Source organism: Niallia sp. FSL W8-0177, from assembly GCF_038006285.1.
GTDB classification, from domain to species: Bacteria; Bacillota; Bacilli; order Bacillales; family Cytobacillaceae; genus Niallia; species Niallia circulans_A.
Genome location: NZ_JBBOUX010000001.1, coordinates 2,794,249 through 2,808,718, shown reverse-complemented (window position 1 = coordinate 2,808,718; position 14,470 = coordinate 2,794,249). Strand labels below are relative to the sequence as shown.

Below are 14,470 nucleotides of genomic sequence, written 5' to 3'. Positions count from 1 at the left end.
GCTTTTTTTAGTAATTCTATTAACGAGAGTAGAACTCAACGATAAGAGCTTCGTTAATTTCAGCTGGTAATTCAGAACGTTCTGGTAAACGAGTGAATGTACCTTCTAATTTATCTGCATCGAAAGTTAAGAAATCAGGTACGAAGTTATTTACTTCTACTGCTTCTTTAACAACTTCAAGGTTGCGAGATTTTTCACGTAAAGTGATAGTTTGACCAGCTTTAACGCGGTATGATGGGATATCAAGGCGTTTGCCATCTACTAAGATATGACCATGGTTAACTAATTGACGTGCTTGACGACGAGTACGAGCTAAACCTAAACGGTAAACAACGTTATCAAGGCGAGTTTCTAATAAGATCATGAAGTTTTCACCATGCTTACCAGTCATTTTACCTGCGATATCAAAAAGATTACGGAATTGACGTTCGTTCACACCATACATATGACGAAGTTTTTGTTTTTCTTGTAATTGTAATCCGTATTCTGATAATTTTTTACGTTGGTTTGGACCATGTTGTCCTGGAGCGTAAGGGCGTTTATCTAACTCCTTACCTGTACCACTTAAAGAAATACCAAGACGACGAGAAAGTTTCCAGCTTGGACCTGTATAACGAGCCATAATTGACTCCTCCTTCATGTTTTTATTTGGTAAAATAAAAACAGATGTAACATGTCTTCTTGTTTATTTTGTCTTCCTGTACCTTCGCCCTAGCAGCCAAGGGTTACTCAATACACCATCAAATCAATATTTGAGGAACAAAATAAGACAAAAAGTGTTTACATATGCTGCGCTATTTTACACAAAGAATATTATATGTTTTTTATAGGTGAAAAGTCAAGTAGTATTTGCAGATACGTTATTTTTCGAGAAAATCGTAGTATATCAACAAGATCTTATCATTTTTTTTCTACCTATTTATTGCCAATATGATATAATTAGTATAATTTAACTAGATTATCCTATTAGGTAAGATATCCTAGAAATCTTTTTGCATATCTTTCATTGAAAGCCTATTGGGTAGCAATACTTTGAAGGATTTTATGCGTAATATTCCTCCAGTTTGAATAGGTATACAATATAAGTAATTAGAACTGTTTTTTGTTATTTAGCATTATTAGTTAATGTCCTCCAAGAAATTATTTCCCTGTTATTAATTATGTGCTTTGTTTTTCAGAAATTTGTTACGATTTAAATTCCAAAACTATATTTATTATTAAATAACCAAAATGGGATGGGAATTTATTTATAATGAGATTGCATATATCGATTTATTTTGTCTATGTAAATTATGAATAAATAATCAAAGAATGAATAGTTAGGTGAATTAGGTGATAAATACATGGACTTCCTTGGCCACCAAAAAATATTAATGTTAAAAAGTCGTTTTTTTGATTTATATAATACGAAAGTGATACATGAAAACATTGGCATCATCACGCAAGCTGCACTTGAAGCAATCCAAGAAGTATTTGGTGCCGTTGAAGTAACTTTGTATACTAACGAAGAATGGGATGTTAATTGGAAGATTGTATCTTCAACTGGATTAAAGAATTGCGCAGATAAAGACGTTTGTCTGAACGAAGACATATCTTTTCTATGTGAATATAAATTTTCTCGAACTTCTATAAAAGATGATTTGGCACATGATTATATGTTGTTAGCACTAAAGAACAAGAAAAAAGAAAAAGTCGATCATATTTTAGCAATTAAAATGAAGAAGGAAATATTGGATGACCCCAATGGAGAGAGTTTTTTGTTAGAGATGGCAGGGAAAGAAGTCGGAAGTTTTTTTGTGAATATGCAGAATATTGCGGACACAATGAAAGAAAAAAAGAAATACAAGCAGTTATTTAAAGTGACGGAGAAGTTTCATTCATCCATGATGATGGAAGACGTATTAAGAGAAGTAATCTTCACTTTAAAGGAAGTTTACCCATTCTATCATTATTTTCTTCTGCTTTCCCACGATAACAATAGTCCAACAGATTTACCAGTTAAGGACTTAGAATATGATGGCGAAAATACGGCTGCGATGGAATCTTATGTCACTGCTGAATTGCAATTCGAAAACTTAAAAGAGGAAAAAAGTTCAGTTATTTATGCGCCTTTAAAAGGAAAACAAGGAGTCTATGGCGTTTTGCAAATTATTGTTCCAAATGCAATCTCCTTTCCGAAAAACGAAGTGGAATTTATTTCTTTATTAGCTAATACAGCAGGAGGGGCTTTGGAAAATGCTCAGTTATATCAACAATCTAAAAAATTAGTTACAGATTTGCAACTAATTAATGAGGCATCTCATCAATTAAATTCCAATTTGCGCTTAAACGAAATAATGACCTATATTTGTGAAAGAATATCTGCTAGTTTTGATGCACAAGAAGTAGGATTTATCTTATTTTCACTTGAAAACAATTCTACAAAAGTGCTGTCAGGGAGCTCTTCTTTCTTTTTTAATCAAGAATCACAGCAATATATTAAATATGTTAAAGAAAAAATTCAAATCGAGAAAGATTCTCTGTTTCTAGGAGATTTTAGTATGCAGCTTGAGGGGACACGATATAAATCCATTATGGCTGTGCCGATGATGCAAACAGGTGTATTAAAGGGGGTTGCGATTGTCATGCATCCTTCTGCCTATCATTTTTCCTTTGATACATTTAAACTATTACAATCATTGATTCATCATTCGACCCTTGCCTTAACCAATTCTTTGTTAAGAGAAGAATTAGAAAAAATGGTTGTTACAGATCATTTAACAAAATTATATTCAAGAAATTATTTGGATGAAAAAATCCAAATGTCTTTACGGGAAGATAAGGAAGGAACGTTTATTTTAATTGATATCGATGATTTTAAATTGATAAATGACACATATGGTCATCAAATTGGCGATGATATTATTATACAGGTAGCGAATATTATTAAAGATAATATTCGAAGTTCTGATATTGGTTCTAGATGGGGTGGAGAGGAATTAGCCATTTATCTCCCTAGAGTTCCTCTTTCTTTAGGTGTTACTATTGCTGAAAGATTAGTAAAAAAGGTAAGGGGAATTTCTAAACCAGCAGTAACCATTTCATGCGGGGTTTCTTATTGGAATAAACAAAGTAATGATACGTATAATACCCTTTTTAAGCGTGCTGATAAAGCGTTGTACACGGCAAAAGAAACAGGAAAAGACAAGGTTATCATTCAAAATACTCTTCTTATTTAGAGAATAAAAAGGTGTTTTACCTTTCTCCACAGGAAAGATTAAACACCTTTTTTGCAAGCTGACAATAACAAAATTATTCCTATAATTATAAATACTTAACTAAAGTAGAAGCGAATAATTCTAAGTATTTTTGATCCAATTCATCAAATCGATTCTTTTCTGGGGAATCGATATCAAGTACTCCAATTAATGTGCCATCTTCTTTGACTAAAGGGATGACAATTTCGGATTGAGAAGCTGCATCACACGCAATATGGCCAGGGAATTGATGGACATCCTCAACTCTTACAGTTTCTTTATTGTGAGCAGCTGTACCACAAACACCTCTCCCAAATGGAATACGAACACAAGCAGGTAATCCTTGGAATGGTCCAAGAACTAGTTCATTTTCTTCTACCAGATAAAAACCTACCCAATTGATGTTTTGCAAAAATTGATTCAATAATGCGGAGGCATTAGATAGATTCGCAATAGCATTATGTTCTCCCTCTAATAATGCACGTAATTGCTTTTCAACTAATTGATACTGTTGTTCGCGGTTACCATTATATGTTTCGACACTAAACATGTATATCACCAATCTTTCTCATTTTAAATGTTGTTTTTTGACGATAAATACAGAAGAATCCAGCACTTTGTCGGAAGGTTTTTAAAGGATTCTTCCTACTGATAAAGAAATGTAATTAAATAGAAAACGATTGTCTTTACAAAAACAGTCTTTCTCAATTATATAGAAGTTTTTAATATTCAACCATACTTTTTAATGATTCGCAACAGAAAAGAGGTAGACTAGATGAAAGAAATTTCAACAAGGGATGCCATTGTGGAAGCAGCCATTTCTTTATTTAATCGAAAAGGCTATCACGGTACTTCTATACGTGATATTGCTGGATTAGCAAAGGTGAATATTGCCAATATATCGTATTATTTCAATGGGAAACAAGGATTGTTAGAGTATTGCTATATGAACTTTTTTGAAACGTATTTAGAACTGCTTGAACAAGTATTTCTTCAGTCTGGTAGTCCAACAGAGAAATTGAAGAAAATGGTGGATTGCATTATTACCTATCAATGTAAAAATCCACAGCTGACAAGATTTGTTTTACGAGAGGTATCCATCGATTCACAAGTTGTAAGAGAAATAATGTCCACCTATTATGTAAAAGAAAGGTATATTTTTACGCAAATCCTTGAAAAAGGAATCGAGAGGAAGGAATTTAGAAAACAATCTATTTCCTATAGTATTATACAATTAAAAGGACTGCTCTCGATGCCTTTTATTCATTCTTATTATGTGACCGAAGTTCTTCATATTTTTTTAAATGAGGACTACTTTAAAAGAAAATATTTAGAAGAGGTTCATCGGTGGATTCACGATGTTGTTTGTTTGAACGAAAAAGAATTATTGATTATTCCATAACATGACGTCCCAGCCTTGCCCTAAATCTTTTGCCTGATGAGCATCAGATCCATATACTAAAGGGATATCACGTTTTATCGCTTCCTGCACAATCCATTTAGGGGGATATGGTTCTTTGCAATATGGCTTATTTACGCCTGCACCATTATAATCCAGTTCATATCCATGTATTTTCATTTCATCTAAAATGGTGAAAATAATTGTTTGAAAGTTTTGTTCCTGTGGATAAAGCTGCTGGAACTTATGTATAAGGGTGATGTGGCCTAGTCTTTTTGGCTTGGCTGGGCCTAGGTCTGCTTTAATCGATTTAAGAAGTGTTTGATAGTAGCAGTCATATAGTTTTGAAACTCCCCCATACTGTTCGATCATATGTCCAAAATATTCAGGACTATAATCCACACAATCATAGCGATTAGATAATGGATTTTTCAAAAAGTGAACACTTAGGATACTGTCGTCCAAAAAATGTCCCCATTCAGCTAGAAAATCTTTTATTTCTAGTTCGAATCCTTCTATATAATCTATTTCAAGCCCTATATTGATCTTTATCCTTTCTTTATATTCTTTCTTGATATGCTGAACTTCCTTTATGTAGAAAGGCAGTGCTTCCAGCGTTATACTACTATCCTGTGTTGGCGTGGTATCGATAAAACTTTTTGGTAATGGTGCATGCTCTGTAAATGTCATTTCCGTAAAACCCAGCATAATTGCTTGTTCAACGTATTGCCTAAGCGAATCCTTTGTTCCATGAGGACAAAATGGTGTATGGATATGTCCGTCCTTCTTCATTGTAATTACCATCCTTTCTATTCCTTCTATATTCAATATATACTTAATTTAACAGCGAGGTAAATAAAGAAGTTTTCCTACGTGTATTTTTAAATGAATCCTTATATAATTAAGATATCTATCGAACTTTGAAAAAAGAATACGAAATTATGAAAAAAACGTAAAATAATAGTCAAAAATTGTCGTTTACATGTTATCATAAATACAAAGAATTTTACTTGCTTATAGGGAGACATCTCTTAATTGTTTTAACATATTTCGTTATCACATAGAGTTGTTGAACTTAATAAGTTTTTTAGGGCATTTAATCCTTTGTTTTTTATTTATGGATTACTGCTGCTTAATTTTGATTAACAATAGTGAAAATAGATACGGAATTATGGCCGGTGTATGAACAGGGGGCTTCAAATGAATTACATAATTGGAGGAATAGGAATAGTTATTTGCCTATTCGTAGCGGGATATTTTATTAAAAGAAAGTATTATAACGGAGTAGATGAATTAGAAAACTGGAAAATAAATATCATGAATCGTCCAGTACTGGAAGAGCTCGCGAAGGTTAAACAATTAAATATGATTGGACAAACTGAAGAGTTATTTGAAAGATGGAGAAAAGAATGGGACGATATCGTTACGGCTGAATTACCTGAAATTGAAGAGCTGCTTTTTGATACAGAGAGTTATATTGATAAATATAATTTTCCAAAAGCGAAAAAGACACAAGATATTATTCGGATGAAAATGGAAAGTGTGGATAAAAGAATTGATACACTATTAGAAGAGCTTAATAACCTTGTCGGTAGTGAAGAAAAAAACCGCACTGAAATGGAAGAACTTAAAGAATCTTATCGTGTCAGCAAAAAAAATCTTTTAGCCCATCGCCATACTTTTGGTGATACAGAGAAAAAGATTGAAACAATGCTTCAAGAAATAGCGGAATTATTTATTACTTATGATGAGAAAACGAATAATGGAGATTATTTAGAAGCAAGAGAAATAGTATATAAAATCCAGGATCGTTTATCAACTATTACTTATTTGATTGAAAAAATTCCTCCATTATTAATTGAATGTCAAACGAAGCTGCCAGAACAACTTGATGAGTTAAAAGATGGGTATGCAGATATGATAGAGCAAGGATACATTTTAGAACATTTGCAAATGGAAGAAGAAATAGCAAGTTTAACTAATGAACTTGCTTCCACAGAAACAGATTTAAAGGAAGGAAATGTGGAAGCTGTAGAGAAGGTTGTTTCTGAAATTCAGGATAAACTAGATTTACTTTATGACTTATTAGAAAAAGAAGTGCTAGCAAAAAATTATTGCCATATCAATATGAATGCAACAAAAGAAATCTTAGCAGATGTACAGCAAGGAAATGCGCAGCTTCAAGTAGAGGTTGGCTTGTTACAAAAGAACTATAATTTAGATAATGAAGATATTGAGCTTCAATTTAAGCTAGAGAAGAAATTGAATTTTCTTTTCAAGCAATATGAAGTATTAGAGCATAAACTACTAACCGAATCAGCAGCACATACACTTTTGGGAGAAGAGTTAAAAGTATTAAAGGAACAGTTAGAAAATGCTTCTTTAGAACAAAAAGCACTATTTGAAAAGCTTCATGCCCTTCGTAAAGACGAAGTTTCTGCCCATAATCGCTTAAGAGAATTAAGTAAACAAGTGGCCGATGCGGTAAGAAGAGTGACAAATAGCAATTTGCCAGGTGTCACAGAGGAATATAATCAACTAATGCAAGAAGCAAAAGAGAGTATTGACCAAGCAAAAAGAATGCTAGAGCATACGCCGTTAAATATGGTTGAAGCGAAGAAGATCATTGATGTGACCGAAGAAAAAGTGACAATGCTAGTAAACGTAACAATTGAATTGGTTGAAACGGTTTATTTAGCAGAGAAAATTATTCAATATGGAAATAGGTATCGTCGTAAATATCAAAAAGTCCATCAAGGTTTATTAGAAGCTGAAGCTCATTTTAGAAACTACCGCTATAAAGAGGCATTGCAATATGCAGCAGCCACCATCGAAGAAATAGAGCCAGGCAGTATGAGTAAAATCGAAGCTTGGTCAAATGAATGGAAAGAAAATCAACATTAAGAAGCCAAAGTAATATGTGTAAAAAAAGTCTGAGGAAATCAACTCAGACTTTTTTTTACGGAATGAAGGGAATGGTGCAGCTTATCCGTGTATTTGCAAAAGGTTTAACATATGGTAGCATTATAAAGTAAAACTTTCATGGTGGGGCTTAATACCTAAATGCAACGGGCATCTGTCGTTAAGCGTTTGGCTTAGCGGATATCCTGTCAAAGAGTATAAAAAAGCAGCGCAGTTTTCAATCGATAAATATTCTTTTGAAAAACCACTTCTTTCTAGAAAGATCCTATTTTTAAGATATGATACGACTAATGGCTGTTAATAAATATATCCATTTAACTAAGTAAAGTTAACTTTTTCAAGGAAAGGAAATTCCGATGTAATGATCTATATAGATAATAGTGCTACAACTAAACCTTTTTCAGAAGTTCTTGAATCTTATACAACAGTATCTCAAAAGTTTTTTGGAAATCCATCCTCGATCCATCGGATAGGTATGGAAGCGGAGAAACTACTAATACAGGCAAGAGAGCAAATTGCTGAGCTCTTAGAAGTAAAGAGTAATGAAATATATTTTACTTCAGGAGGAACAGAAGGGAATAATACTGTTTTAAAAGGGATAGCTCGTACGTTTAAAGGAAAAGGAAATCATATAATAACAACAACTATTGAACATGATTCTATTCACAAGGTAATGGAACAATTAGCAGAAGATGGTTTTACTATTACGTATGTCCCCGTTAATAAATATGGACAAGTTTCTGCAGAAGATATAATCAAACATATTCGTAAAGAAACCATCCTAGTCTCAGTGATGCATGTTAATAATGAAGTAGGTTCAATTCAGCCGATTGAAGAGATAGGCAAGTGTTTATCTAATTATCCGAATGTTTTTTTTCATGTGGATGGAGTTCAAGGAATTGGAAAGCAGCCAATTTCTTTAAAGAAGGCTAATGTAGACGCTTATACGATTTCAGCACATAAATTTCATGGACTTAAAGGGAATGGCGTTCTTTATATAAAAGAAGGTAAAAGAATTCAACCACTATTAGCCGGCGGTGGTCAAGAAAATACTTTTAGAAGTGGAACAGAGAATGTAGCTGGGGCAGTAGCAACTGCCAAGGCATTACGGATGCAGTTACAAAATCAAAAAGAGAAAATGTCTGTCCTCACACAAATAAATCTTTATTTGCGTGAACAGCTAGCTAGAATAGATGGTGTCTCTATCCATTCGCCAGCTCTAGGAAAAAGTGTGGCCCATATTCTTAATTTCTCTATTGAAGGAATAAAAGCAGAGGTATTTGTTCATGCATTAGAAGAACGTGATATTTATATTTCTACAACGAGTGCATGTTCTTCCAAAACTAATAAAGTTAGTAAGACATTATTAGGTATGGGTGTACCCGAACAAATTGCTGAAAACTCTTTTCGAATTAGTTTATCGTATGCAAACACAATGGAAGAAATGGAAAAAGTAATGGCTGCAATACAAGATATTAAAGAATGGTTGAGAGGTGTAATGAAATGAAATATGATCGTATTTTAATACGCTATGGGGAACTATCTACAAAGGGGAGAAATAGAAAACAATTTGTAGATAAATTAAGACGGACAATTGCAAAGTCTTTAGAGGCATTTCCGACTGTGTCTATTGAAGCAAAAAGAGAAAGAATGTATGTATTATTAAATGGGGAAGATGTTGACGGAATTTCCAAAGTTCTAAAAAATATCTTTGGTATTCAATCTTTTAGTCCTGCAATAAAGCTAGAAAGAGATATCGAAATAATCAAAGCGGCAGCTTTAGAAATTGTTACTTCTTTATATGAGGAAGGGTCTACTTTCAAAATAAGTGCTAGACGCGCAGACAAAGGGTTTGAACTTGACACTAATGAAATCAATCAGACAATTGGTGGTCATTTATTAAAAAATATCCCTGGTTTAAAAGTAGATGTTAAAAACCCTGATATAAATGTCCAAATTGAAGTCAGAACAGAAGCTATCTACCTTTCCTGTGAAAATATAGCAGGAGCAGGAGGATTACCTTCAGGAACAAGTGGAAAAGCAATGTTGATGTTATCTGGAGGATTAGATAGTCCGGTAGCTGGATACTTGTCCATGAAAAGGGGACTTGAAGTAGAGGGAGTACATTTCTTTAGTCCGCCGTTTACTAGTGAAAGAGCAAAACAAAAGGTAATTGATATTTCGGAGAAACTGGCCAGTTTTAACGGACATTTTGTTTTGCATATTGTTCCATTTACGACAATTCAGCAGTTGATTCATAAACAAATTCCAGAGAACTATACGATGACTGCAACACGAAGAATTATGTTAAGAATCACAGATGAAATTCGGAAAAGACAAGAAGCATTAGCTATCATTACGGGAGAAAGCTTAGGGCAAGTGGCGAGCCAAACGCTCGAAAGCATGTATGCGATCAATGACGTGACTAATACTCCTATTTTAAGACCTTTAATAACAACAGATAAAACGGAAATTATTGAATGGGCAAAGAAAATTGATACCCATGATATTTCCATTCGTCCATATGAGGATTGTTGTACAGTATTTGTGCCTTCTTCTCCAAAAACAAAACCGAAAAAGGAAAAAATACAGTATTATGAAAGTTTTACTGATTTTGAGCCCTTGATTGAAGAAGCAGTCAAAAATGTGGAAACGATAATTCTGAAAAGAGAAGAGAGTAATAAAGTAAACACGGAAACGGATTCCCTTTTCTGAGCGAAGCAGTATAATTTTTGGTAACAAAAATTCCCAATATTTTTGTGAAGAATTACCAGTAATTAAAACGAATGAATGCCATGTGTATTACACATTCTATTATCACAAGGAGGTGATACACATGGCAAGCAGCAACAATTCAAATCAATTATTAGTACCTGGAGTTTCTCAAGCTCTAGATCAAATGAAATATGAAATTGCTACTGAGTTTGGTGTAAACTTAGGTGCTGAAACAACTTCTCGCGCTAACGGTTCAGTTGGTGGTGAAATCACTAAACGTTTAGTTCAAATGGCTGAGCAACAATTAGGCGGCGGTTTCTCAAAATAATTGAATAAAATGGCTACAAGGAGCAAGGCATAACGCCTTGCTCTTTCTTTGCGGTATTGTTTAAAAATAAATGGGGCTGAGACAAAACTAAAAAGGATATGCTTAAAGCTGAATAATCATTTGTTGAATTAGACGAATGATAAATAAAATCTATTTTTGTTTCTCGCCCCATTTTATAAGATTAGTGAAATGGAGTGGAAGACACTCGACTCCTGCGGGAAATAGAGGAAAGGCTGAGACCCCGCAGCGCAGTGAGGAGGCTCAGCTTCCTCCCCGCGGAAAGCGAGTGACTGGAGCGCAATGGAACGAACTTGTTTTTTAGCTATAAAAAAGATAAATCAGCGAAAAGAAAAACCCGAACTATTACGATATTTTATTGTATTATAGTTTGGCTTTTTCTTTATGTAAAATTCTTTTGTCCCACCCTCTTCTATCGAACTTCCATGTAGATATTAGAGTAATTCTTTAAAAAACTATCAATTTCCTAGTGCTTTGAAATTTAAATAATTTAAAAAATACAAATGGGGTAGTATAATGGGTTAAGTATTTACAATTAGAATCAGGAGGAATTGATTATGAAGACGGAAGATTTAATAGCTCCAAAACAATATAATTTTGTTTCGGAGATTGAGAAATTTGCCCAGAATCAAGATAGACTTGCATTGAAATGGGAGAACGAAGAAGGCGAAACAAAAGAAGTTACATATTCCTCCTTAATGAAAGCAGCAAATAGAATAGGAAATGTATTTAAGGATGAGGGTTTACAAAAAGGAGATGTCGTGCTTGTTATTGTTCCGCGAATAATAGAAGCATATCAAGTATATTTAGCTGCATTAAAATTAGGATTAACGATTTTACCAAGTTCCGAAATGCTGCGTGCCAAAGATTTGCAATATCGGATCAAGCATGGAGATGTAAAAGCAGTTGTTAGTTATTATCCTTTCATAGGCGAATTAGAACTAGTGGAAGATATACATATGATTAAACGGTTTGTGCTGGGAGAAGAAAAAGAAGGATGGATGCATTTAGATGCAAGGGCACAGGATGTTTCTGACGAGCTACAGTTAGCTCCTACATTGAAAACAGATACGGCTTTTATTTCCTATACTTCAGGAACTACAGGGAACCCAAAAGGTGTTGTACATACGCATGGCTGGGCATATGCTCACCTAAGAACAGCTGCTCCAAATTGGCTCTGTATTGAAGAAGGAGATTTAGTGTGGGCAACAGCAGGACCTGGATGGCAAAAATGGGTATGGAGTCCTTTATTATCAGTATTAGGTTCAGGAGCAATTGGACTTGTTTATCATGGTAGATTTAATCCGGAAAAATATTTACAGCTTTTGGAGAAATATGAGGTTAATGTTTTCTGTTGTACACCAACGGAGTATCGTCTAATGGCGAAAGTGGAGGATATTCATAAGTATCAATTAAACCAATTACGAAGTGCTGTTTCTGCTGGCGAACCCTTAAACAGGGAAGTAATTGATGTATTTAAAGAACATTTCCACCTAGATGTACGTGATGGATATGGACAAACAGAAAATACATTATTAGTTGGGATAACAAAAGGAGTCGAATTAAGACCTGGATCCATGGGAAAACCAACACCAGGAAATTTGGTGGAAATTATCAATGAAGATGGTGAAATTTGTTCAGTTGGTGAAGTAGGAGACATAGCAGTTCACAAAGATACGCCAGCGTTGTTTAAGGAATATTTAAAAGAACCAGAAAGAACACAAAATCAATTTCGCGGGGATTATTACGTTACAGGAGATCGTGCGAGAAAAGATGAAGATGGCTATTATTGGTTTGAAGGTAGAAGAGATGATATTATTATCAGTTCTGGCTATACGATTGGACCATTTGAAGTGGAAGATGCGCTTGTTAAACATAAAGCGGTGAAAGAATGTGCGGTTGTAGCAAGTCCAGATCCAATAAGAGGGAATGTAGTGAAGGCATTTGTCGTCCTTAGAGATGGAATCGAAGGAAACGAGGAATTAACGAAAGAGCTGCAATCCCATGTAAAGAAATTAACCGCTCCTTATAAATATCCTCGGAAAATAGAATTTATGAATGAGCTACCAAAAACGACGTCAGGTAAAATTAGACGAGTTGAATTAAGAGAGAATGAAAAAAATAGTAAGTACTAAAATAGTATATTAAATGAAATAGGGAGACAAAAAGGGCACTTTAAAGAGTGTCCTTTTTGTAAAAAGAAAAGTGGAAATGGGAGGGGTTTTCATGAAAAAACTTATTTATGGTGGGAAAATATACACACTTAAAGAAGACGGAGATCTCATAGAAGCTATACTAACAGATGGACAGTATATAGTAGATTATGGTGATAAGGAATATTTGCAAGAAAAACATGGCGGAACCATAGAGGGAGAAATAGACTTAAAAGGCGATGTGCTTCTACCAGGCTTTGTCGATAGTCATATGCATTTGATTGGCCACGGAGAAAAGCTTTTAAGACTAAATTTATCTGCTTGCACATCAAAAGAGGAAGCTTTACAGATGTTAGCTAGTTATGCAAGGGATATTAAAGAAGGGCAATGGATTATTGGCGATGGTTGGAATGAAAACATGTGGCCTGAACAGAAAGTCCTGACAGCTAAGGACATCGATCAGCATGTTTCTAATCATCCCGTTCTCCTTAATCGGATATGCAAGCATGCGATTGCGGTGAATTCATATGCTTTAAAGATTGCCAATATTACAAATGATACACCAGTTCCATTCGGGGGAGTTATGGAGAAGGATGAATTAGGCAATCCTAACGGTGTATTTAAAGATCAAGCTCAAGAATTAATTACAAGTGTTCTACCAAAAGTAACAGACGAATATGTGGAGAATGCATTGCGAGCGGGAATTAAAGATGCTTATCGATTAGGCCTTACTGGAGCTCATACAGAAGACTTAAATTACTATCATGGATATAAAGGAACATATCAGTCCTTTAAAAAAGTAATCGAAGAAGAGGGCAATCTATTTAGAGCCCATCTGCTTGTGCACCATGAAGTGTTTGAAGAGATGATAGAAGATGGTGGGAAATACTTAGGTGGTTCCGAATGGGTAGAGTTTGGTAGCATGAAGATATTTGCAGATGGCGCTTTCGGAGGAAGAACTGCCTTTTTAAGTAGACCGTATCATGATGATCCTTCGACAAATGGAGTAAGTATTTTTACCCAAGAAAGGTTAAATGACCTAGTAGCAATGGCTAGAGAAAAAGAATGCCCGATTGCTGTACATGCCATTGGGGATGCTGCCTTTGAGATGGTGTTGAATGCCATTGAAAAGTATCCTTTGCAAGGCTTTGGGAGAGACCGTCTTATCCATGCAACCATGCTGCGCAAGGATTTAATCGAACGCTTGAAGGGATTACCTTTAATACTAGATATCCAGCCTAGCTTTGTAGTTTCCGATTTTCCATGGGTTATCGACAGACTGGGAGAGGAAAATTTAGCATACTGTTATGCTTGGAAAACTTTATTAGAAGAAGGGTTGCATTGTGCAGGAGGTTCAGATGCTCCAATTGAAAATGTGAATCCTTTAGTAGGAATTCAAGCAGCAGTGACAAGATCTAACCAAGAGGATAAACAAGGAAAAGGATATATTCCCAAAGAGGCTTTAACGATTTATGAAGCAGTTTGCCTGTATACAAAAGGCAGTGCCTATGCAATTTGTCATGAAGAGGATCGGGGGAAAATTGAGAAAGGGTATGTAGCGGATTTTACGATTTTAAATAAGGATATTTTTCACGTAAATCCACATGAAATAGAGAAAATCAAGGTAATGAAAACGATTGTTGGAAATGAAATAATGTATGAACGTAATTAACAGAGGAAGTTAATCCATTCCAAAGAT

General features: G+C 34.5%; 11 protein-coding genes. 8 read left to right on the top strand and 3 right to left on the bottom strand.

The window, feature by feature from the left end:
- Positions 1 to 19: 19 nt before the first annotated feature.
- The gene (gene rpsD / locus NST77_RS13840; RefSeq protein ID WP_095332421.1) at positions 20 to 622 is read right to left on the bottom strand and encodes a 30S ribosomal protein S4; all 603 of its coding nucleotides are present in this window, start codon (positions 620 to 622) and stop codon (positions 20 to 22) included.
- Between the two features lie 721 nt (positions 623 to 1,343).
- Here rpsD and NST77_RS13835 point away from each other — a divergent pair.
- Positions 1,344 to 3,218, top strand: a complete 1,875-nt coding sequence (locus NST77_RS13835) for a sensor domain-containing diguanylate cyclase (RefSeq protein ID WP_341123101.1) — start codon at positions 1,344 to 1,346, stop codon at positions 3,216 to 3,218.
- 85 nt (positions 3,219 to 3,303) lie between these two features.
- Here NST77_RS13835 and NST77_RS13830 read toward each other — a convergent pair whose 3' ends face one another.
- Positions 3,304 to 3,786 carry a GAF domain-containing protein gene (locus NST77_RS13830; protein WP_047941831.1) on the bottom strand — a complete coding sequence of 161 codons (483 nt, stop codon included), beginning with the start codon at positions 3,784 to 3,786 and terminating at the stop codon, positions 3,304 to 3,306.
- 225 nt (positions 3,787 to 4,011) lie between these two features.
- Between NST77_RS13830 and refZ the strand changes: the two genes are divergently transcribed.
- On the top strand, positions 4,012 to 4,638 hold the full coding sequence (refZ, locus tag NST77_RS13825) for a forespore capture DNA-binding protein RefZ (RefSeq protein WP_341123099.1): 627 nt from the start codon (positions 4,012 to 4,014) through the stop codon (positions 4,636 to 4,638).
- Here the strand turns inward: refZ and hisJ are convergent.
- Positions 4,621 to 5,427 carry a histidinol-phosphatase HisJ gene (gene hisJ, locus NST77_RS13820; RefSeq protein WP_341123097.1) on the bottom strand — a complete coding sequence of 269 codons (807 nt, stop codon included), beginning with the start codon at positions 5,425 to 5,427 and terminating at the stop codon, positions 4,621 to 4,623. The two genes, refZ and hisJ, sit on opposite strands and share 18 nt — an antisense overlap.
- Before the next feature lie 408 nt (positions 5,428 to 5,835).
- Here hisJ and ezrA point away from each other — a divergent pair, with 408 nt between their 5' ends.
- From ezrA to NST77_RS13790, 6 genes are all read left to right on the top strand, one after another.
- Entirely contained in the window at positions 5,836 to 7,539 is a 1,704-nt protein-coding gene (ezrA, locus tag NST77_RS13815; RefSeq protein WP_095332415.1) for a septation ring formation regulator EzrA, read from the top strand.
- 379 nt (positions 7,540 to 7,918) lie between these two features.
- The gene (locus NST77_RS13810; RefSeq protein WP_095332413.1) at positions 7,919 to 9,064 is read left to right on the top strand and encodes a cysteine desulfurase family protein; all 1,146 of its coding nucleotides are present in this window, start codon (positions 7,919 to 7,921) and stop codon (positions 9,062 to 9,064) included.
- Positions 9,061 to 10,272 (top strand): tRNA uracil 4-sulfurtransferase ThiI, encoded by a 1,212-nt coding sequence (gene thiI / locus NST77_RS13805; RefSeq protein ID WP_095332411.1) that lies wholly within the window; start codon positions 9,061 to 9,063, stop codon positions 10,270 to 10,272. Before NST77_RS13810 ends, thiI begins: the two co-directional genes overlap by 4 nt.
- A 121-nt stretch (positions 10,273 to 10,393) precedes the next feature.
- The gene (locus NST77_RS13800; RefSeq protein ID WP_031534962.1) at positions 10,394 to 10,600 is read left to right on the top strand and encodes an alpha/beta-type small acid-soluble spore protein; all 207 of its coding nucleotides are present in this window, start codon (positions 10,394 to 10,396) and stop codon (positions 10,598 to 10,600) included.
- A 575-nt stretch (positions 10,601 to 11,175) separates the two neighbouring features.
- Complete coding sequence (mbcS, locus tag NST77_RS13795; RefSeq protein WP_095332407.1) at positions 11,176 to 12,753, top strand: acyl-CoA synthetase MbcS; 1,578 nt, start codon at positions 11,176 to 11,178, stop codon at positions 12,751 to 12,753.
- Between the two features lie 91 nt (positions 12,754 to 12,844).
- The gene (locus NST77_RS13790; protein WP_095332405.1) at positions 12,845 to 14,443 is read left to right on the top strand and encodes an amidohydrolase; all 1,599 of its coding nucleotides are present in this window, start codon (positions 12,845 to 12,847) and stop codon (positions 14,441 to 14,443) included.
- The last annotated feature ends 27 nt before the right edge of the window (positions 14,444 to 14,470 follow it).

Bases quoted from the DNA above. Each gene is read 5' to 3' on its own strand.
- NST77_RS13790 (WP_095332405.1), top strand. From the start codon at position 12,845: ATGAAAAAACTTATTTATGGTGGGAAAATATACACACTTAAAGAAGAC.
- mbcS (WP_095332407.1), top strand. From the start codon at position 11,176: ATGAAGACGGAAGATTTAATAGCTCCAAAACAATATAATTTTGTTTCG.
- NST77_RS13810 (WP_095332413.1), top strand. From the start codon at position 7,919: ATGATCTATATAGATAATAGTGCTACAACTAAACCTTTTTCAGAAGTT.
- refZ (WP_341123099.1), top strand. From the start codon at position 4,012: ATGAAAGAAATTTCAACAAGGGATGCCATTGTGGAAGCAGCCATTTCT.
- NST77_RS13835 (WP_341123101.1), top strand. From the start codon at position 1,344: ATGGACTTCCTTGGCCACCAAAAAATATTAATGTTAAAAAGTCGTTTT.
- ezrA (WP_095332415.1), top strand. From the start codon at position 5,836: ATGAATTACATAATTGGAGGAATAGGAATAGTTATTTGCCTATTCGTA.
- hisJ (WP_341123097.1), bottom strand. From the start codon at position 5,427: ATGAAGAAGGACGGACATATCCATACACCATTTTGTCCTCATGGAACA.
- NST77_RS13800 (WP_031534962.1), top strand. From the start codon at position 10,394: ATGGCAAGCAGCAACAATTCAAATCAATTATTAGTACCTGGAGTTTCT.
- NST77_RS13830 (WP_047941831.1), bottom strand. From the start codon at position 3,786: ATGTTTAGTGTCGAAACATATAATGGTAACCGCGAACAACAGTATCAA.
- rpsD (WP_095332421.1), bottom strand. From the start codon at position 622: ATGGCTCGTTATACAGGTCCAAGCTGGAAACTTTCTCGTCGTCTTGGT.
- thiI (WP_095332411.1), top strand. From the start codon at position 9,061: ATGAAATATGATCGTATTTTAATACGCTATGGGGAACTATCTACAAAG.